Source organism: Gemella haemolysans ATCC 10379 (assembly GCF_000173915.1).
In the GTDB taxonomy this organism is placed as follows: domain Bacteria; phylum Bacillota; class Bacilli; order Staphylococcales; family Gemellaceae; genus Gemella; species Gemella haemolysans.
Genome location: NZ_ACDZ02000011.1, coordinates 111143 through 131437, shown reverse-complemented (window position 1 = coordinate 131437; position 20295 = coordinate 111143). Strand labels below are relative to the sequence as shown.

20 protein-coding genes and 1 other RNA gene are annotated in these 20295 nt (G+C 29.8%); 1 reads left to right on the top strand and 20 read right to left on the bottom strand.

The window, feature by feature from the left end:
* Nucleotides 1-78: 78 nt before the first annotated feature.
* The 8 genes from GEMHA0001_RS05150 to GEMHA0001_RS05115 form a co-directional block, all read right to left on the bottom strand.
* A complete protein-coding gene (locus GEMHA0001_RS05150; RefSeq protein ID WP_004264291.1) occupies nt 79-612 on the bottom strand; it encodes a CvpA family protein in 534 nt (177 codons plus the stop codon).
* 136 nt (nt 613-748) lie between these two features.
* Entirely contained in the window at nt 749-2398 is a 1650-nt protein-coding gene (locus tag GEMHA0001_RS05145) for a DAK2 domain-containing protein (RefSeq protein ID WP_004264423.1), read from the bottom strand.
* Nucleotides 2399-2409: 11 nt separating this feature from the next.
* Complete coding sequence (locus GEMHA0001_RS05140; RefSeq protein WP_003144659.1) at nt 2410-2769, bottom strand: Asp23/Gls24 family envelope stress response protein; 360 nt, start codon at nt 2767-2769, stop codon at nt 2410-2412.
* 130 nt (nt 2770-2899) lie between these two features.
* Nucleotides 2900-3832, bottom strand: a complete 933-nt coding sequence (locus GEMHA0001_RS05135) for a ketopantoate reductase family protein (protein WP_004264333.1) — start codon at nt 3830-3832, stop codon at nt 2900-2902.
* 275 nt (nt 3833-4107) lie between these two features.
* The gene (locus tag GEMHA0001_RS05130; protein ID WP_004264350.1) at nt 4108-5154 is read right to left on the bottom strand and encodes a PTS sugar transporter subunit IIC; all 1047 of its coding nucleotides are present in this window, start codon (nt 5152-5154) and stop codon (nt 4108-4110) included.
* Nucleotides 5155-5326: 172 nt separating this feature from the next.
* Nucleotides 5327-6040 (bottom strand): 16S rRNA (guanine(527)-N(7))-methyltransferase RsmG, encoded by a 714-nt coding sequence (gene rsmG, locus GEMHA0001_RS05125; RefSeq protein WP_003144694.1) that lies wholly within the window; start codon nt 6038-6040, stop codon nt 5327-5329.
* Nucleotides 6033-7916 carry a tRNA uridine-5-carboxymethylaminomethyl(34) synthesis enzyme MnmG gene (gene mnmG, locus GEMHA0001_RS05120; RefSeq protein WP_004264345.1) on the bottom strand — a complete coding sequence of 628 codons (1884 nt, stop codon included), beginning with the start codon at nt 7914-7916 and terminating at the stop codon, nt 6033-6035. Before mnmG ends, rsmG begins: the two co-directional genes overlap by 8 nt.
* Nucleotides 7917-8170: 254 nt before the next feature.
* Nucleotides 8171-9571, bottom strand: a complete 1401-nt coding sequence (locus GEMHA0001_RS05115; RefSeq protein ID WP_004264476.1) for a cation:dicarboxylate symporter family transporter — start codon at nt 9569-9571, stop codon at nt 8171-8173.
* Nucleotides 9572-9858: 287 nt separating this feature from the next.
* On the opposite strand from GEMHA0001_RS05115, the gene GEMHA0001_RS05110 reads away from it, so the two are divergent.
* Nucleotides 9859-10305: a flavodoxin gene (locus GEMHA0001_RS05110; RefSeq protein WP_004264359.1), complete on the top strand. Its 447-nt coding sequence runs from the start codon at nt 9859-9861 to the stop codon at nt 10303-10305.
* A 38-nt stretch (nt 10306-10343) separates the two neighbouring features.
* Here the strand turns inward: GEMHA0001_RS05110 and GEMHA0001_RS05105 are convergent, their stop codons facing one another.
* From GEMHA0001_RS05105 to brnQ, 12 genes are all read right to left on the bottom strand, one after another.
* Complete coding sequence (locus GEMHA0001_RS05105) at nt 10344-10847, bottom strand: RrF2 family transcriptional regulator (protein WP_003144673.1); 504 nt, start codon at nt 10845-10847, stop codon at nt 10344-10346.
* Nucleotides 10848-10924: 77 nt separating this feature from the next.
* Nucleotides 10925-12052, bottom strand: coding sequence for a THUMP domain-containing class I SAM-dependent RNA methyltransferase (locus GEMHA0001_RS05100; RefSeq protein ID WP_004264288.1), 1128 nt, complete (start codon nt 12050-12052; stop codon nt 10925-10927).
* Nucleotides 12053-12108: 56 nt separating this feature from the next.
* An RNA gene (gene rnpB / locus GEMHA0001_RS08800) (RNase P RNA component class B) lies at nt 12109-12486 on the bottom strand.
* 54 nt (nt 12487-12540) lie between these two features.
* Entirely contained in the window at nt 12541-12738 is a 198-nt protein-coding gene (rpoZ, locus tag GEMHA0001_RS05095; protein WP_004264469.1) for a DNA-directed RNA polymerase subunit omega, read from the bottom strand.
* 9 nt (nt 12739-12747) lie between these two features.
* Nucleotides 12748-13368 (bottom strand): guanylate kinase, encoded by a 621-nt coding sequence (gene gmk, locus GEMHA0001_RS05090; RefSeq protein ID WP_004264450.1) that lies wholly within the window; start codon nt 13366-13368, stop codon nt 12748-12750.
* 134 nt (nt 13369-13502) lie between these two features.
* The gene (locus GEMHA0001_RS05085) at nt 13503-13829 is read right to left on the bottom strand and encodes an AzlD domain-containing protein (RefSeq protein WP_003144685.1); all 327 of its coding nucleotides are present in this window, start codon (nt 13827-13829) and stop codon (nt 13503-13505) included.
* Between the two features lie 157 nt (nt 13830-13986).
* Complete coding sequence (locus GEMHA0001_RS05080; protein WP_004264411.1) at nt 13987-14523, bottom strand: AzlC family ABC transporter permease; 537 nt, start codon at nt 14521-14523, stop codon at nt 13987-13989.
* A gap of 30 nt (nt 14524-14553) precedes the next feature.
* Nucleotides 14554-16212 (bottom strand): Rqc2 family fibronectin-binding protein, encoded by a 1659-nt coding sequence (locus GEMHA0001_RS05075; protein ID WP_003144699.1) that lies wholly within the window; start codon nt 16210-16212, stop codon nt 14554-14556.
* Nucleotides 16213-16341: 129 nt separating this feature from the next.
* Nucleotides 16342-17106 (bottom strand): TerC family protein, encoded by a 765-nt coding sequence (locus GEMHA0001_RS05070; RefSeq protein ID WP_004264443.1) that lies wholly within the window; start codon nt 17104-17106, stop codon nt 16342-16344.
* 12 nt (nt 17107-17118) lie between these two features.
* Nucleotides 17119-17688 (bottom strand): iron ABC transporter permease, encoded by a 570-nt coding sequence (locus GEMHA0001_RS05065; RefSeq protein WP_248657383.1) that lies wholly within the window; start codon nt 17686-17688, stop codon nt 17119-17121.
* A gap of 191 nt (nt 17689-17879) precedes the next feature.
* Nucleotides 17880-18722 carry a hypothetical protein gene (locus GEMHA0001_RS05060; protein WP_003144658.1) on the bottom strand — a complete coding sequence of 281 codons (843 nt, stop codon included), beginning with the start codon at nt 18720-18722 and terminating at the stop codon, nt 17880-17882.
* Between the two features lie 172 nt (nt 18723-18894).
* On the bottom strand, nt 18895-20229 hold the full coding sequence (gene brnQ / locus GEMHA0001_RS05055) for a branched-chain amino acid transport system II carrier protein (protein ID WP_004264396.1): 1335 nt from the start codon (nt 20227-20229) through the stop codon (nt 18895-18897).
* Between the last annotated feature and the right edge of the window lie 66 nt (nt 20230-20295).

Below are 20295 nucleotides of genomic sequence, written 5' to 3'. Positions count from 1 at the left end.
ATTTCTTTCGATTAAAATCATAATCTGGTTTAAGTTTACAAAAAAATCGAGGTACTTTACGTACTCCGATTCTTTCAATTATTTATTAAAGAATAAACTAATAAACTGTTTAGATAACACTGGTGTGTTTTGTATTATATAGTCTGGTAACACTGAATCTTTAAATATCGCTATCTTCCAGTCCGGTGTAGGCAATACTGTTACTAGATATAATACTACGAAAACTATTAAATAAATTTCCACAAACCCTAAAATGGCCCCTAAATATCTATCCGTTATTTTTATTAACGGTAATTTTCTAACAACTCCTAATGTTTGTGCTAGTATTTGTATTATTAATCGAATTACAATAAACAATACAATAAATGACACTATTCGGTAGTATGCAGTTGGAATATTTAATCCTTTATATATTCCTTCTAAACCATCTGTAACATCAGTTGGAATTGGTATCATACTTGTAAATAAATATGCTAATCTTGAACTGAATAACATTGATACTACATAACCAATTACAATTGTTCCTAGATAAAAAATTTGCATGATTAACCCACGTTTGTATCCTAAGTACGCACCTGCAGCTAATAATAATGCAATAATTATATCAACCATGTTTTCTCCTTTCCAATCATAATCTATTTTTCTTTAATGTCTTATGATTAGTATATTGATATTTTACTCTATCAACTTTAAAGTAGCATTAATCTATTTTAGACTAATGCTACTTTTTTAATTTAACATTTAATTATTATTCAACCCCAATAATATATGGATATACTGGTTGTCCTGATTCAATAAGTTCTACTTCTACATCAGGATATTTCTCTTCGATTAATTGTTCTAAGAAATCAGTATATTCTTCAGTACTTTCTTCACCAAGGTAAAGTGTAACAATTTCAGAATCTTCATCAAGTGATTTTTCTAATAATTCTTCTAATACTGTATTAAGTGATAGATTAGAAACTACAATCTTACCGTTTCTAATTCCCATGAATTCATCTTTCTTAATTTCAACACCTTCAATATTAGTATCACGAACAGCATGGGTAATTTCTAAAGTACTTACTGTAGATAAAACTTCTTGCATATTTGCAAAGTTCTCTTCAGCAGCTGCTTGTGGATTGTATACCATTACCGCAGCAAGCCCTTGAGGTGCTGTTTTACTTTCAACAACAAAAACATTTTCTTCTGCTAACTCTGCAGCTTGTTTTGCTGCAAGTTGTATGTTTTTGTTATTAGGGAAAATAAAGATATTCTTAGCGTTAACTTCTTTAATAGCTTTCATAATATCCTCAGTAGATGGATTCATCGTTTGCCCACCTTCAACGATATAGTCAACTCCCATTGAAGTTAAAACTTTACTTAATCCAGCTCCCATAGAAATAGAAATCATCGCTTGTTCTTTAAGTTCTTTTGGAGCAGTTGCTTGTTTTGCCTCTTGTTTTCTAAGAACTTCACGGTGTTGTTCTCTCATATTATCAGATTTAATTTTGATAAGTTCTCCGTATTGTTGCCCATAGTTGAACACATCCCCTGGAGTTTCTGTGTGAACATGAATTTTTACAAACTCACTATCAGAAATAACTAATAATGAATCCCCAAATTTACTCATATCTTCACGGAATTTATCTTCATTAAATTCTTTTTTCTCTTTATCAAGACGTACAGTGAATTCTGTACAGAATCCGTATACTATATCTTCAGGATTCATGAAGTCCATATCATGATCATCTTCGAATTGCATGTCAACAAGATTAGTTTCTACCGCTTCTAAACCTTCGATTTTTTCACCTTTCAGTGCAGCAACAAATCCTTGATATACACAAACAAGACCTTGACCTCCTGAATCTACTACACCAACTTCTTTTAAGATTGGTAATAATTCAGGTGTTCTTTTTAGAGACGCTTGCGCTTCAGCATATATAGCTTCCATTACTTCTACTACAGAAGTAGTATTTTCAGCTGCTTTTAGTCCAGCTTCTGCTGCTTCTCGTGCAACTGTTAGGATTGTTCCTTCTACAGGTTTAATTATCGCTTTATATGCAATACTTACACCATTTTGAATAGCTTCAGCAAATTCTTTTGCATTAACTTCCTTTTTATCAGCGATGTGTTGAGACATCCCTCTAAATAGTTGAGAAAGGATAACACCAGAGTTTCCACGTGCACCCATTAATAAACCTTTAGAAAAAGATTTACCTAATTCACCGATGTTTTCAACAACATTTGCAGCTGTTTCTTTTGCACCTGATGACATCGAAAGATTCATATTTGTTCCTGTATCACCATCTGGTACAGGGAAAACGTTCAATGCGTTTATTTTTTCTGCATTTTTAGCTAAATTTTTCGATCCTAAGTCGATCATTTCAGCTAAAACAAGTCCGTTAATTTTCTCCACTATCTTTCCTCCTATTTATTTACCTTGATGCCTTGAATGTAAATGTTAATTTCATCTACTTTAACACCTAGTGTTTTTTCTATTTGATATTTAACTGAAGATTGAACATTGTTTGCTATTTCTGAAATTTTTGTTCCATACATAACAATTATATATAAATCAATAACAAGTTTATCTTCATCTTTTTTTACTTTAATTCCTTTTGCGTAATTTTCTTTACGTAAAATTTCTGTAATTCCATCTTTAACTTGATTTTTACTAGCCATTCCTATAATACCGTAGCAACTTACAGCTGCTCCACCAGCTACTGATGCAATAACATCATCACTTATAGAAACATGACCAAATTCATTATTAATTTCTAATGACATATCTTTTCCTCCTATTCAAAAATAGACAAATTGAACATACGAACTATTATACCTTTTTTGACAGAAAAATACAAGTAAAACATTGATATTTCTCCACTTAGAGCCTTTTAGCATCCCTTTTATAATACTATTATTTATTATTATTGATGAACTCCTTAGAGTGAATCATTAATGTAATGACATCACAAACAGGAGTTGGAATATTATGTATTTTCCCTAATCTTGATACTTCTCCATTTAAATAATCAATTTCTGTTAAACGTCCATTTTTCATATCTTGATATAATGATGGATAATGGGCTCCAGCAGTTTCAAGAGGAAAACAGTTTTTTATATTATTTTCTATAATTTCTTGTTTTACATCTATCCCTTCTGCTCTACCAACTGCTGTTACTTCATTAAGAACTGCTCTAGTTAATTCAAGATTCTTTTCAAAACTTCCATATTGATTTATATTACAATCAATCAATGTACAATAAGTATTTAATACACAGTTTAATCCTGCTTTATGCCAAATAGACTGAAATGCGTTTTCTGAGTATCTAATATTTAATCCAGCATCGTTGAATCTTTCTACTAAAGATAATGTTCTATCTAGGTTAATCTCTTTAACCTGTTTTAATTCTATTTTTCCTGTTCCATGGGCTTCCAATATTCCTGGTCCTCCAAGACCACTAGTCCATACTGTAACACCTATTAAAATATTTTCTTCTTTGACATAATCTTTCAGTGTTTCCACATGTCCAAGACCATTTAATATACAAATAATTTTAGTATCTTCATGAAAAAGATGCTTCACACTTTCTAACATTGGTCTTAATTGCATTGATTTAGTAGCTACAAATATAACATCATACTTCCCTGAAATCTGCTCTGGTTTATATATTGGAATATAGAAGTTTCCTAAATCAACCTCATCAATAATTACCTTTAGTCCTTTATTTCTTATTTTCTCAACGTGCTCTCCCCAAGTATCAACAAAAGTTACATCTTCATTATTTTTAAATAACATGTATCCAAATCTCGATCCTAATGCCCCAGCTCCTGCAAATAAAATTTTCATAATCATTCTCCTTAATATATTTACTATTATAATTTTATAATTACAAAATTACTTTGTCAACGTTATCTCTATATTTTTAGTATAAAAAAAGGAGTAACTCATAAATCGCGATTTCTTAAGAAATGAGATTTTGTCGAGTCACCCCTGCACTTTTTATTATATATCTAAAAAGGTTTTATAAAGTAAATTTAAATATTAATAAAACACTACGTCTATTAGTTCCTATATGAACTTTGTTAATTTTTAGGACTTTTAAATAAGCCCCTTTTAATTTATTATAAGCTTTCTGGTTTATAAGCTTCAGGCTTATATAGTTTTAAAACATCTGAATACAATCTATCAGCTAAAAATGCAACTACAAACGGAATTACAAAGAACGCTAATAGAATTGGAAGTAAGTTTCCACCATTCATTGCATATGATTTTGTCGGTCCGATTAATCCGATAATTCCAAATCCTGCACTTTCATGAGTTCCAAGAATTTTTAGGAAGTATCCAGATAAACCTGTAACTGCTGCTGTTGTTAAAATCGTAAGGAATAACTGTGGTTTACGTGCACAGTTAGGCATCATAAGTTTTATTGCTCCTAGAAGGATGGCAACACTTGCTCCTTTACTATTTGCTCTAAATGTACCAATTGCTAATACTGCAGCAGCTGATACTAATCCTAAAGTAGCAGCCCCTGCTCCTACATAGTTCTCATTAGTGAATAAAATTAATCCCATAGCTACTGTTGATACAGGTGTTACAATTAAGAATGAGAACGCCATTGTTATTAATACACACATTAATACTGGTTGTAATGTTGTGAATTCAAATAGTAATGAAGCTAAAAGTTTAGTTAAACTTTTTGTGTAAGGTAATGTTACTAATCCTAATGCTGCTACTAATCCTCCAGTTATTGGTAAGAAAATGATTGTAACAGCTCCAAATTTATCTTTAACATAACTTAATACTAATGCTCCAATTGCTGTTATTAAAATTACATTAAATAAATCTCCCATCGGAACTCCAGTCCACGCTTTTGTTTGGGCATTAAATGTTAATGAACCACTTGCAGCTAAAACTGTTGCTCCCAATACTGCTGACTCTAAAGGTTTAAATTTTAAACTTTGCCCAACAATAACACCGACTAAAACTGGAATAGAAAATTGTAATAAATACATCGCTTGTGATAGTGTCGTGAACACGCTCGGTGCAAATAGAGTTCCTAAGTACTTAAATAATGTACTTAAAACAGCGTTTGGAATTAATCCAGCAACCACTCCTAAGGCAGTTCCGTTTAAAATAATATTAAGAAAATCCTTTACTCTTTTTGACATATATATCCTCCTTTTTCTTGTTTGTTTTTAATATAATAAATATAATAATATAAAATCAAAAAAAAGTAAAGAATTTTTTGAAAATTTTTCCCTTTTTTCTTTTTTATTTCGTTAAAGTATACACAAAAGGAGAATTCGTAGATATAACTACAAAATTCTCCTTTAATTTATTCTATAGTAATGGTTTTTTATTAGGTGTACCAGCTTTCCTTGGATATTTATTAGGTGTTTCTTTAGCTTTACGAATTTCTAGTATATGCCTTTCTTCACCTTCAATATCAAATTCAAGATCTTTCTCTAATTTTCCACCTAAAAGTTTTATTGCATTTATTGCTTCATTAGTCTCTTCTTCAGCTTTTTGAGCTTTTAAACTTAAGAAGTAACCATCTTTCTTAACTAATGGTAAACAAAGCTCAGCTAATATATTTAATCTTGCTACCGCTCTAGCAGTGACTATTTCGAAACTTTCTCTGTATTCTTTATTTTGACCAAACTCTTCCGCTCTTGCATGAACAAAATTACAATCAGTAAGTCCAAGTTCATCTTTAACTAGATTTAAAAACTTAATACGTTTATTTAAAGAATCAACAATGGTAACTTTTAAATTTGGGTATAATATTTTTAGTGGAATAGACGGAAATCCTGCACCGCTTCCCACATCGCAAATACTTTCAATATTTGAATAGTCTTTATAAAATGCTAATGAAATCGAATCAAAGAAATGTTTTGTATAGAACTCATCTTCTTCAGTAATAGCCGTGAGATTGATTTTTTGATTCCATTCTACAACTAAATCATAGTATTTACTATACTGATCTTTTTGAAGTTCCGATAATTCTATACCTACCTTTTCTTTCACAGCATTATAGAACTGTTCCTTATTCATTATTCATACCTCTTCTTTGTTCTAAGTATACTAATAGAATAGAAATATCCGCTGGATTAACTCCTGATATACGAGATGCTTGTCCAATAGTTAATGGTAAAACTTTTTTTAGTTTTTCCCTTGCTTCTAAAGCTAAACTTGGTACATCATCATAATTTAGATCTGTTGGTATTTTCATCTCATTCATTTTTTTAAGTTTTTCAACTTGTTGAATAGATTTTTTAATATACCCTTCATATTTAACCTCAATTTCAACCTGTTCTACTACGTCTTTAGGTAAAACCGTTTTATCATTTGCTAAATAAAGTACATTTGCATGAGATAATTCGGGACGTCTCAGCATATCAATGGCTAAAATTCCATCACGAATTTCCGCACTATTTAACTCTGCTAATTTTTCTAAAGTTGCAGCTGTTGGAGTTATTCTAAAAGTCTTAAGTCTTTCTATTTCATCAGCTACCATACTACGTTTTTCACAGAATATATTGTATCTTTCTTCAGTTACTAAGCCATAATTATAAGCTTTTTCTGTTAAACGCATATCTGCATTATCATGACGTAGAAGTAATCTATGTTCCGCTCTTGAAGTTAGAAGTCTATATGGTTCATTTGTTCCTTTTGTTACTAAATCATCAATAAGCACTCCAATATATGCTTCATCACGACCTAGAATCATCGGTTCCTCGCCTAGCACTTTACATGCGGCATTTATTCCTGCCATAATTCCTTGACCTGCAGCTTCCTCATAACCACTTGTACCATTAATCTGACCAGCTGTAAATAATCCATCGATTAATTTTGTCTCTAATGTTGGCCAAAGTGTTGTTGGATTTACAGCATCATACTCAATAGCATAACCATTACGCATAATTACTGCATTTTCTAGCCCTGCAATACTTCGAACCATGTCTCTTTGTACATCATCAGGTAAAGAAGTTGATAAACCTTGAACATAGATTTCTTTAGTATTTCTACCTTCTGGTTCTAAGAAAAGTTGGTGTCTTTCCTTATCATTAAAACGAACATATTTATCTTCAATACTTGGACAATATCTTGGTCCTGTTCCTTTTATTACTCCAGAATACATTGCAGAACGCCCTAAGTTTTTATCAATAATTTCATGTGTACTTGTATTAGTATAAGTTAACCAACAAGGAACCTGATCTTTTACAAATTCTTTAGTCTCATAACTAAATGCATGCTCCTCATCATCCCCCGGCTGAATTGCTGTTTTTGAAAAATCTACGCTATCAGCATTAACCCTTGGTGGTGTTCCAGTTTTAAATCTAACTAAATCAAAACCTAATTCTTCTAATTGTTTTGCAAGATCTATAGATGGCATCTGATGGTTTGGTCCTGAAGAATATTTAATATCTCCAATTACGATTTCACCACGTAAATAAGTACCAGTTGTGATAATTATTGTCTTAGCCTTATATGCTGTACCTAGCATTGTTCTTAGACCAACCACTTTATTATCTTCAATAATAAGTTCACGTACCATTGCTTGCTCAATATCTAGATTTGGAGTATCTTCTAAAATCCTCTTCATCTCTAGTTGGTATTCTACCTTATCAGATTGCATTCTTAGTGCACGAACTGCTGGACCTTTTGCAGTATTTAACATTTTACTTTGAATATTAGTTTTATCAGCTACTCGTCCCATTAGACCACCTAGTGCATCTACTTCACGAACAACAATACCTTTTGCCGGTCCTCCTACACTCGGGTTACATGGCATAAAACCAATAGTATCTAAGTTAATTGTAATCATTAAAGTTTTAACACCTTTTCTACTTGCTGCATGGGCTGCCTCAATTCCGGCATGTCCTCCACCAATTACAATAACATCATATTCTTTTAAAAATTCAGTCATAGTACCTCCATATATTTTAACGTAATTGCAAAATAATGCTTTGACCAAAATTTTGATATATTACTAAATTTTTACCTTTATTATATTATCATATTGCGAACAAAAAAACTAATAATATACATATTATAAGTTTTGTTATTTTATATTTCAAATAACTTCTACATTTTAATAATATAGTTTTTATATTTTTGCTATATCAACTGTAAAATTTGAATACAAAAAATCGCAGTATCTTTACACTGCGATTAATTTGTCTATTCTGTTACCTTTTTAAACTCATTAAATTTATCTTTACTAAATAAACCTAAATGCTTATCAACCATGATTGAGTTTGTCATACCACCACTAACGTTTAAGCATGTACGTCCCATATCTAAGATCGGATCTACTGCTAAGATTGGATTAATTTGGTTAAATAATGCCCCAAAACCTACTCCATTTACTGAAACTGAAGCGGCAGTAATTGCTGTTCCCGGAACTCCTGCAATACCTACTGAACCTAATGTTACCACAACCACAGTCATAATGAATAATGTTGCATCAATAGTGATTCCATTTGCATTAGCCAAGAACACAACTAACATAGTCGGATAAATTCCCGCACATCCTTGCATTCCTGCTGTAGATGAGAATGAAGCAACAAAGTTAGCTGTTGATTGGTTAACACCCATTTCTTTAGTTAATGTACTAATTGTTAAAGGTAAAGTACCTGCACTTGAACGTGATGTAAATGCTAAGACTAAAGGTTTACTTGCTTTTTTGAAATATGTAACTGGTGAAACACCGTGTAAAACTAAGAATAATCCTTGAATAATGAATTGAATTACTACGGCTACATATAGTAAAGCAATAAATAATAGTACATCTTTAATTGATTTTAATCCTCTTTGTGCAATTGTGTTGGCTAGTAATGGGATTACTGCATAGGGTAATAATCTAATTACTAGGACTGTCATACGAGAAATTATAGCATGTAAGTTGGCGATATAATCAATAAAAGTCTTAACTTTGTTTTCATCTTTATTTTGAATATATCTTGCTGCTAAGCCTATAAACATTGCAAAGATAACTATACCGATAACGTTAAAATCAACCATTGCTTTTATTGGATTCGAAGGAATTAATTCTCGAATAATTGTTACAACATTCTTCACTTCTTTAATTTTACTTTCTCCGTTTCCTAATACAATAGAACTACTTCCAAGTTTAAATACTGAAGAGACTATAAATCCAACGATTGAACTAATTGCTACCATACCTAATGTAATAATCAATGTTAAACGTGTTAATTTTTTAACGTCTGTATTTGCATTAATATTAACAATAACATTAATTATTGAGACAAGTACCAATGGAATTATCAACATCTTAATTAAATCGATGAAACCATTACCGAATAGTGAATACCAAGTCGTAATCTCAGCAACATATTTAATTTTCATTGGTTCATCGCTGAATCCTGAATATGCTTGAATAGCAATACCTAAAAGTAAACCAATTGCTGTTGATAATAAAGTTCGTTTTGAAGAACTAACTCTTTTTTGTGCTAGATAATACATAAAGTAAAATAACCCAAAAAGTACTAATAAAAATAATAAAGTTTCTTTTGTAGAAATCATAATAAATTTCTCAAAAAATGTAAATTTGTTTTCCATTTATCTATCCTCCACAATGAGTATATTACTCATCTTCTATTTATATTTGTAAAATTTTAATATTAAATTTTACTCCTACTACAGATAAAATGGAAAAGAATTAAACCTTTTTCCATACTGTACCTCCAAGATGAAAATTATAGTAAAATTAAACTATATTTTTCACAAATTTTCAATAATTTTGCTCAAAATAAATATTATAAAATGTTTTTGTTTACTTAACTTTTCTTATACGTTATAATAGGGAATAGTTATCATTTATATATAAATAGAACGGAGGGACCTTTTTGAATATTAAATTAGTTTATGCGAGTTTAACAGGTAATACTGAAATGTTATCTGATTTAATGATAGAAAAATTCGAAGAAGAAAAAGGATTAGAAATAGAAAAATTATTTATCGAAGATATGGAAGATTTTGATTTTCTTGATGATGCAGATGCATTTATCGTAGCTACATACACATACGGTGAAGGAGAGCTACCAGAGGAAATGGAAGAATTTTTCGAAGCACTTGCTGATAAAGACTATGAAGGAAAAATCTATGGAGTTATAGGTACTGGTGACACAATTTATGATGAATATTGTGTTTCTGTAGATCAATTCAACGAACAAATTGCTAAAACTGGTGCAACTAACCCAACAGAAAACCTTAAAATTGAAATCGAAGCAGATACAGACGAAGACTTTGAAAATATCGATAAATTTATCGAATCATTTGCTAGTGCTTTATAATAAAAAGAACGGTTATGAATTTTCATAACCGTTCTTTTTTATCCTTTAAAGAAGACGTTTACCCTTTCAAATTCGTCTTCCCAATTATTCCAATCTAATCTTATTTTAGAATTCTCTTCTAGAATATCTTCAACTAAGTTTTCAATTGTAATTTCTTCTAATGAAGATTTTATAGCTTTATTTACAGTGTTAACTTTTTTCAAATACTTGCTATAACGTTTATCAACTGCTAACGCACCTTCAAAAATTTTAGACACATAATCTGTTTTTAAAGCAAATATTTCTACTTCATCATTTAGCGCTACATATACGTCATATAAAGTAACTTTTTTATTTGATTTATATTTATATCCCCCGCCAATACCAGTGTTAGCTTTTACTAAATCATTGACAACCAATTTTCTCATAATTTTTTTCAGATACGTTGGAGAAATATTTAAACGCTGGCTTATTTCCTTAGAATTTAAGAAAACATGCCTATCTTGAAGGTATAACATTACCATTATACAGATTGCTTGTTCAGTACTTTTTGTTAAATGCATAAACTCAACCTCTTTTCTTTATAATATAACTCTACTTACATCCTTATTTTATGATATATTTTTATAATTGTCAAATGTTATCTTAATTTTTCTCCCCAGTATTGATAATAGGTACATTCAATGGAACCATTAAATAGCTTTCTTCTTTTTGTCGCCTTTTTACCATATAAATGTTCAAACATTTTATGAGAAGTTAATAAGTAAAGTGACCAATGTTTTTTATTTTTTAGTTCAGTCCCTAAAAACTTATACATCGCCTCTACCTCTTTTTTCTCACCTAAACGTTCTCCATACGGTGGGTTGGCAATCACACAACCAGTTTCCTTCTTCGCCACAAAGTCAAAAACTGACATTTGTTTAAACTTAATAACACCTGCTAATCCTATTTCTTCAGCATTATTTTCAGCAGTTGCTATCATCTTAGGGTCAATATCGGAACCATATAATTCTAATTCTTTATCATAATCAATTAGATCCTCCGCCTTATTTCTTTCTTCATCTACAAGACTTTTAGGCATCCAAGGCCATTTTTCAAAGTCAAAGTTTCTATTGATTCCAGGTGCCATATTTTGTGCTGCCATTGCCGCTTCAATTAATAATGTTCCCGATCCACAAAATAGATCGTATAATGGTGTTTCACCTTTCCAGTTTGTAAGTTTAACCATTGCTGCTGCTAATGTTTCTTTTAATGGTGCTGTCCCTTGTTTAGCTCGGTATCCACGCTTATGCAGTCCATCTCCAGAAGTATCTAATAGAATAGTCGCAATATCATTTAACATAATAATCTCTAATCTATATCTAGCTCCAGTCTCCGTTAACCAACCTGTAACTCCATAGCTTTTTTTCATTTTCTCAACAATTGCTTTTTTAACGATTGATTGACAGTCAGAAACACTGAATAATGTAGACTTATGACTTCGTCCATCTACAGGGAATTTGGCATCTACTGGTAGATACTTATCCCATTCTATTTCTTTAGTTTTTTCAAAAAGTTCTTCGAAAGTATACGCAGGAAATTGTGCAACTACGATTTTAACCCTATCTGCACATCTTAACCATAGATTCGAACGTACTATTGCTCTCTTATCTCCTGAATAGAACACTCTCCCGTTTTCTACTTTTGTTTCATAACCTAATTCTTGCACTTCTTTAGCTACTATTGCTTCAATTCCCATAGGGGTTGTTGCTACTAAATTAAAATTCATTTCTTCCTCCTTAAAAAAAGGGGCTCCTAAGAGCCCCTAGAACTAGTTGTTTTTCTTATCATAAGCCATATTCTGTATCTATCTTACTCGAACGAGACTAGTCTACTCTCGTAAAAATAGCTGTGATCATCTGTCTAAATATATACATATTTCCTATTCCTACATTCATTTCTGTGGAATAAGTGCTTCTACCAAAATTTGAATTGCTCACTCAAGGGGTTTACCGCGTTCCACTTCTTATATTTCTATAAGAACTCCGTCACTGTGGCACTTTCAAGACATATAACCATATAGAAAACTACTTAGGTCATATTTTCTGCCGTCACCATAAGGTGCCTAAACTTATTTTTTCGTTTAGCGTTGAACACTACAAGCATCTCAGCTTGTGTGAGTATGGACTTTCCTCAGCATTACTGCCGCGATCACTCAAAGAAAAACACTTATATTACTTTACACTAAAAATACTATTTTGTAAACAATAATCTAAACTATTTTTCTAATACAGAAATTTTACCTTCAGCAATTTCCTCTAATGCTTTACCAACTTCTTTATGAGAAGTGTATTTATCTAGTTTGCTTGTTTCAGGATTTGCAAATAGTTCTCTTGCTCTTTTACTTGCTAATGATACTAGCATATATTTTGAATTTACTTTTGATTTTAATACGTCTAATTTTGGATATAACATTTTTTTCTCCTACATTTCTTCTAATTCTAATAATGCTCTTCTATATTTCATCTCTATGCGCTCACGTTTTAAATGCTCACTAAGTATAATTGCTTTTATTCTTTCTACAGCTTTATCTACTTCATCATTTTCAACAACATAATCATATAAGTGCATCATGTTAATTTCTTTTTTAGCTTTTGCTATACGTGATTCTATTACTTCATCAGTCTCAGTTCCACGTCCTTTTAATCTTTCTTTAAGATCACCGATACTTGGTGGTGCTAAAAATATAAATAAAGCATCTGGAATTTTACTTTTTACTTGTCCTGCACCTTGTACTTCAATTTCTAAAAATATATCTTTTCCTTTTTCCATCGTCTCCCTTACATATTTAACGGGAGTTCCGTAATAATTATCAACATATTGAGCATATTCTAATAACTCACCTTGTTGAATTAAAGATTCAAATTCTTCTTTTGTCTTAAAGAAATAATCAACTCCGTCTACTTCACCAGGTCTAATACCTCTTGACGTCATTGAAATTGAATATTCGAAGTCAACATCATTACTTTCAAAAATTCTTTTTCTAACAGTACCTTTACCAACTCCTGAAGGTCCTGAAAGAACTATTAATAATCCTTTCTCCATTTTTCGTATCCTTCTGTTATGTTTTATTATCTTTTTATGATACCATAAATCGAAAAAAATTTAAACTATAAACATGTATATTTAAGTTGTAAATTAATTCGGTTATATTTTCTTAAAATTCTCATTTTTTATTTTTAAAATACAATTCTAATAATCGCTAATGAAATTATTCCTACTACAACTATCACCAGGAGACTCTTTGAAATAATAGCACTTAATACAGTGGGAAATGAAGCAAGTAGATTTTCATAATTAATTTGAGGGAACTCCCCAATCTTTTGAACAAACAGACTATTGAACCATAAAGCCGACATTATTACAATCGGTACAAAACTTAGATACTCTATAACTGGTTTAGGTAAATCAAATTTCTTCAACAATATGAATGGAAGTACCCTAGATAACCAAGTAACAATTGAACATCCTAATATTGTTAATATTATATAGCTAGTAGATAACATGTTTCAATACCACTCCTATCGCACATCCTATTAAAGTAACCACTATAATTAATAAATTACTTGGAATAAAAATCATTCCAAAATATACTAAGAAGAACACAACAACTATTACTAGAAATTGTACTTTTTTCTTTATAGTAAAATCTGAAATAACTTGTTAATATAGTAATCCTATAAACATTGCTACTAGAGCAAAATCCAATCCTAAAGCCCTAGGATCCTTAACTATTCCACCCAGTAACGCACCTAGTACCGATGATACTGACCAAGTAAAATAAGATACTAGGTTTGCAGTATTGAACCATTCGTAAGTCAGCCTTCCATTAGTATAGTTTTGTTTATTCATCCCTAAAGCAAAACTCTCATCAGTTAAAAAAGTACCAATTATAATATTTTTAAACACACTATATCGTTTGAAAAAGGGAGCTGTTGCCATGCTCATTAATATCATTCTTGAGTTTATTAGAAATGTTGCCAAAATAATTGAGAGTATAGGAAAGCCACTAGAAAGCATACTTACAGTTATAAATTGAGCTCCTCCTGCATATATAAATAATGACATTGCTCCAACAAAGAAAGGACTGAGTCCAACTGAACTCGCAATAATTCCAAAGGCTATCCCTATACCAATGTATCCAAAAACTGTCGGTAATGTATCTTTTATACTAGCCTTCACATCTAATTTATCATTCATATGTTCACCTTTCTAAACTATTTAATTGTTTTATTTTATTAAGAGCTCTCCTATAAGATCTTTATCAATTTTTTGTTTAACCGTTTTTTGTCCGGTATATGTTACTAAACCAGGTTTAGCACCAGATATTTTTTTTACATTTTTAATTAATGTTCTATCAACATTAACATACTCTTCATTTTTAAACTTCGAATAATAAGCAGCTAACATTGATGCAACTTCTATTGTTTCTTCACTAGGATTATTATCAAAGATTACGACGTGACTACCAGGAATATCTTTAGCATGAAACCATAGATAATCTCGTCTTGCTAATTTATTAGTAATAGCATCATTTTGAAGATTATTTTTTCCAACATAAATGGCGGTACCATTATGATTAATTACAAAATAATTACTCTTATTCTTTTTCTTATTAACCTTTATCTTTTCTTTTAATATTCCATTAGCAATCAATTCTTCTTTGATTTCCGCTATATCCGTTTTATCTGCATTTTCGATTTGGAATTTAATAGTCTCAAAATATCCTAAATCCTGTTTTGCAATCTCTATTTGTTCAATTAAATTCTCAATCGTCCTCTTGTTCTTTTTATATAAATCAAAGTACTTCTCTGAATTTTTCTCAATAGTTAGATTTGGATCTAACTCAATCTCAATGTCCAATAAATCTTCACTATAAAAATTTTGCAGTGTTACAATCTCTGGTATTTCTTTTTTAAATAAATAAATATTTGAAATTAGAAGTTGTCCCTTTAATTTATAATCATCTCTATTGTTAGCTTGTTCCAGTTCATCTTTTAATATAACAATTTTCTTATTTAATCTATTTATTTTAGAATTAACAAAATTAAAAAGTTTTTTGTCAGTATTTTTATTTATTGACTCTCTAGCTATATCCATGTAGTAATAATCTAATAATTGTGACAACGATTCAAAATCCCTACTATACTCTTTAACTTGAAAGAAATAAAAATCTTTCTTATTGTTCTCTTCAAGTAAAACGGGTTTATAGTAATTATCAAATTCTTCACAAAAACTAATAAATGAATTTTTCAAATCCTCTTTCGAATTTTTTTCAAAATAATTATTCAGTAATGCTGAAACACCGTAGAAACTTTTCATTAAAAATTTCTTATCATCAATAGAAAACTCAATATCACTATAGCGACTAAAGTCAAAGGGGTTAATTTTTTCAGCTGTCGGAGGAAGAGTATATTCCATATTAGATATAGTCGATCTCTTATATTCAAGACTATAACTATTTTTTAAAGACTCTAAGATTATATTATCTTCATTAGTTAATATTATATTTGAGTGTTTACCCATTAATTCCGAAATTAGATAATAATACTTTTCATATCCTAAATCATCAAAGTTTTTAATTTTAAAAATTACTATTCGGTCATTATTAACTTGATTAATCTCTAATATTATTCCACCTGTTAAATACTTTCTCAGTACTGAACAAAAGTTCGAAGGTGTTGAAGGATTTTCAAAACTATTATTTGTTAACTGTATTCTAGATGCACTTGAATTTGCAGATAAAAATAACTTTAAATTTTTTCCTTTTCTAACAGAAAATACAAATTCGTCTGTCGATAAATTATTTATTTTATTTATACGACCATTTAATATATTTTCTTCTAATTCTTTCACCATTTTTCTTATGAAAAAACCATCAAATGCCATTTTTATCCTCCTTGTATTTTAATTATATAATTTAAAATTATATCATATATATTAATTTGTGTATACGAAAATAAAAAACATACAAATACTAAAAAGAGACGATATATACATATCATCTCTTCTAAAATATTATTTATTTTCAAATCTTTTTGAAACTAATACTCCCCACACTAATAATCCGAGTAATACTACCCAGAAAATAACAGTCCAAAGTGTAGAATGTGGAAAATCATGAGGGATAAGTGCTAATTTTTCATGCGCAGCTGCAATTACAAATAGTTTAATACCTACCCAACCAACAATTAGAAATGCAGCGATTTCTAAACCAGGTTTAGTTTCTAATACTCTTATAAATATATTAGCTGCATAACGCATGATAATTACACCAACAAAACCTCCAATTACCATTACAGTAAATTGACCAAGGTTAATTCCTCCAATAGATATTTCAGAAATATGAGGCAATGTTATCGCGATAGCTACAGCAGCCAAAATTGAATCAATCGCAAAAGCTATGTCAGTAAGCTCAACTTTAATTACAGTCACCCAAAAACCACTTTGTTTTTTAGGTTCAGCAATTTCTTCAGTTTCATCAACTTGTTTTCGCTTATCGAAAAATTCTTTAATATGCGCACCTGCCATATACAGCAAGTATAAACCACCTAAAACTTGAATTTCCCAATACTGTGCTAAAATTGTAATTAAGAAAATCGCTATTATTCTAAATATTAGTGCTCCTGCAAGACCGTACATCAATGCATGCTTCTGTTCTTTAGGTGGTAGATGTCTAACCATAACAGCAAGAACAATAGCATTGTCTGCCGAAAGCAATCCTTCTAAAAGTATTAAACTCAATAATACTATCACATATTGAATTAGTATCTGTGTATCCATTCTAGTCTCCTTCTATCCTATAATTTTTTTCATTAATCTAACAATAACTATTACTACAATTAATCCTAACATGTTTAATACAAGTGGTAAAAAGTTCCCCAGACTAAAAGTAATATTCTGATTTAATAGATTAAATGATTTAGTAAAGATAGTTAATACGCTATTATCTACTCTTTCTGCTGGTACAGAAAATCTAGATTTTATCATATTTGCTATTACTTCTCCTCCTATAAAATATAAAAGTGAGAAAGAAATTGCCAAGTTTGTGTTATTGAATAGTGTTAAAGCTAGTAAGAAAACAAGATTAGCAAACACGAATAATAAAACTAGCATCGTAGCAAATGATCCTGCTGTATTAACATTCAACGTTAATGTTTTTAACTCTTCAAAAACATTTCTTTTTCGTAAGAAAATTATTCCTACGAAACATGCAATTACTATAACATAGTAAACTAAAAAATAAATTAAATTTGCTAAAATAGATAAGATATCTCTTGTTGTTTTCTTTTTTCTTATTTCCAAAAGAACATTGACTTTTGAAATATAATCTTCTCTATATGAATATATATAATTTAATCCCATTATAAAAAATACAGTTACCATATTCACTTTCAGAATTATTGAAAATATAATATCTAGTATTGACTTATCATAAAACGTAGCCAATGCGTCTAGTTTATATACAAATGCAAAGTTAATTAACGATAAAATAATTATAAACAAGTAATTAAATTTACGTCTAAATAACTTTCCGAATTCTATTGCAAACAACATTATAGATCAGCCTCGCCCTCATATAATTTAATTTTTTCACCTAAATTGCGAATTTGAAAAACTTCTATGTTATTTTTCAATAAGGCATATACTACTTCTTCAAGAACTTCTTCTCTTACTACAATTTCATTATTGTGATAAATAGTAAATTTATGCCCTTCTAAAATTTCATCTAGGTTTTCTTGACTAGAAACATTTATAGCCGTAAGTTGCTTTAATATTAATAAGTCTTCTAGACTTCCGAAGTATGATTTAATTCCATCAGTAATAACTAGAACTTTATCAGCAATACTATTAAAGCTATCAAGCATTGTATCTAAAATAATAACATTTGCATTGTTCGATTTATCAAGAATTAATTCACTTATCTCCTCTTTATCTTCAGTAGTTAAGCTTTCTTCAGTGTTATCAATAATCAATACATTTTGATCTATTAAAATTGAAAATAGAATATGAAATTTTATTACTTCATTTGATTCTAAATCTTTATATTTTCTACTAGAATTTAAGTTTAAAAATTCTAGATCTCCTACTAATTCTTCTTCAGTAGCTTTTATATTAAATAGAGATAATGCTTTTTTTAAATTTTTTAATAATGATAAATCATTATAAAAACCAAAATCTTTAGCAAATAAAAGTCTCTGATTATTTATATTCTCACCATCGAAAAGAATCTCACCTTTAAACTTAGTTCTTTGTCTAAATGAGTCTTTTAATAATTCTAAACTAGCAGAACTATTATTAACAATAGTTAATATTTCTCCTGTTTCAACTCTAAAATCAAGTTCTAATATTGTATCTCTTTTTATTTTTTTTGTATATTCTTTAAATTCTAAAACCATTATTTCTCCTAAAAAAATAACATTAGTGTAATGTTTTGTTATTATATTCATTTTATCTCTTAAAATATTAGATTACATCTTATAATAATACCATTGCTTTAACCTAATGTCAAAACAATAGTTAAAAAATAAAAGATGATAGAAGATATTTCCTCTACCATCTTACATATAGTTATTTATTTTCTTTTACAAAGAATGTTAATACAATTCCAAGTACAAATCCTACTAATGCATAGTTTAACCATGCAAAATCAGCTGGTACTGGAAGGAAGTTTACTTTAGCTAGTGCATTATCAACTGCAGGTACTGCAAGCTTAAATGTTGAAGCTACAGTAGAATATAAACTAAATAATCCAGTGAATAAAACTGTACAAACATAAACTACTTTTTTACCACCAAAGAAGTTGTTTAAAAATCCTAGTAAAATTAATACCATTGTTAATGGATATAATAAAACAAGTACTGGAACAGCTCCTTGGATGATTGCTGCTAATCCGTAGTTACCTACTGCAAATGAGAATAATGTTAACGCGATAGCGTACGTTTTATAACTAACTTTATCATAAAGTCTTACGAAGAATGAAGCACAAGCTGTTACTAATCCTACACTTGTAGTTAAACAAGCTAAGAATACGATAACGAATAGTAATAATTTACCAACATTACCAAAGTAATATGTTGTTGCCCCAGTTAATACTCCTGCTCCTGTTTTTTGTAATCCTAAAACAGAAACTGATGTTGCTCCAATATTAGAAATAAATACATATACTAAAGCTAGTAATAAAGCAGCGATAATTGCTGATTTAGCTGTATTATTAAATACTTCTTTTTTAGTTTTTGCTCCGTATAATTTAACAGAGTTGATTACGATGATACCAAATACTAATGATGCTAATGCGTCCATTGTATTATAACCTTCCATTAGTCCATTTGTAAATGCTAATGAAGTAGTTTGATAAGTTTTTGTAGGTTCTTGTGCTAGACCCATTGGTTTAACTAATGATGCAATGATTAAAACAACCATTGAAAGCAGTAAAACTGGTGTGATTACAGTTCCAATTCTATCTACTAATTTATTAGGACTAATAGCTAACCATAATGTTAATGCCATAAAGAATGCTAAGAAAATAGCTTGAGCAATTGTAGCATTTTCTGGTGCTACAAAGCTAGATAGTCCTAATTCATAAGTAGTAGTCCCTGTTCTAGGGATTGCAAAGAAAGGTCCAATTGTTAAGTATAATAAAGTCGTAAAAGAAACACCGAATACTTTCCCTGCTCTACTTGATAAATCTAATAGGTCTTCAGCTCCTGAATACCCCATTACAATAACTCCTAATAGTGGTAATCCCACTCCCATAATAATAAATCCAATCATCGCTGTAGATAAGTTTGTTCCAGCGTTTTGTCCTAAGAATGCTGGAAAAATTAAGTTACCTGCACCAAAGAATAGTGCAAATAGCATAAGTCCGATTGATACATATGGATTTTTCTTTAAAAATTTCAACATGTCATCTCCTCCAAATATTTTCAATTAATTTTTAATATGTTATATACAATAATATATTTATCAACA

Coding starts and splice junctions, on each gene's coding strand:
- GEMHA0001_RS05140 (WP_003144659.1), bottom strand. CDS start 2,769: ATGTCATTAGAAATTAATAATGAATTTGGTCATGTTTCTATAAGTGAT.
- GEMHA0001_RS05150 (WP_004264291.1), bottom strand. CDS start 612: ATGGTTGATATAATTATTGCATTATTATTAGCTGCAGGTGCGTACTTA.
- mnmG (WP_004264345.1), bottom strand. CDS start 7,916: ATGACTGAATTTTTAAAAGAATATGATGTTATTGTAATTGGTGGAGGA.
- GEMHA0001_RS05080 (WP_004264411.1), bottom strand. CDS start 14,523: ATGAATGATAAATTAGATGTGAAGGCTAGTATAAAAGATACATTACCG.
- GEMHA0001_RS05105 (WP_003144673.1), bottom strand. CDS start 10,847: ATGCATTTAACAAAAAGTACTGAACAAGCAATCTGTATAATGGTAATG.
- GEMHA0001_RS05115 (WP_004264476.1), bottom strand. CDS start 9,571: ATGGAAAACAAATTTACATTTTTTGAGAAATTTATTATGATTTCTACA.
- GEMHA0001_RS05065 (WP_248657383.1), bottom strand. CDS start 17,688: ATGGGATTAAATTATATATATTCATATAGAGAAGATTATATTTCAAAA.
- rpoZ (WP_004264469.1), bottom strand. CDS start 12,738: ATGTTATATCCAAAATTAGACGTATTAAAATCAAAAGTAAATTCAAAA.
- gmk (WP_004264450.1), bottom strand. CDS start 13,368: ATGGAGAAAGGATTATTAATAGTTCTTTCAGGACCTTCAGGAGTTGGT.
- rsmG (WP_003144694.1), bottom strand. CDS start 6,040: ATGAATAAGGAACAGTTCTATAATGCTGTGAAAGAAAAGGTAGGTATA.
- GEMHA0001_RS05100 (WP_004264288.1), bottom strand. CDS start 12,052: ATGAATTTTAATTTAGTAGCAACAACCCCTATGGGAATTGAAGCAATA.
- GEMHA0001_RS05085 (WP_003144685.1), bottom strand. CDS start 13,829: ATGTTATCTACTAGCTATATAATATTAACAATATTAGGATGTTCAATT.
- GEMHA0001_RS05060 (WP_003144658.1), bottom strand. CDS start 18,722: ATGGTTTTAGAATTTAAAGAATATACAAAAAAAATAAAAAGAGATACA.
- GEMHA0001_RS05130 (WP_004264350.1), bottom strand. CDS start 5,154: ATGTCAAAAAGAGTAAAGGATTTTCTTAATATTATTTTAAACGGAACT.
- GEMHA0001_RS05070 (WP_004264443.1), bottom strand. CDS start 17,106: ATGGATACACAGATACTAATTCAATATGTGATAGTATTATTGAGTTTA.
- GEMHA0001_RS05135 (WP_004264333.1), bottom strand. CDS start 3,832: ATGAAAATTTTATTTGCAGGAGCTGGGGCATTAGGATCGAGATTTGGA.
- GEMHA0001_RS05075 (WP_003144699.1), bottom strand. CDS start 16,212: ATGGCATTTGATGGTTTTTTCATAAGAAAAATGGTGAAAGAATTAGAA.
- brnQ (WP_004264396.1), bottom strand. CDS start 20,229: ATGTTGAAATTTTTAAAGAAAAATCCATATGTATCAATCGGACTTATG.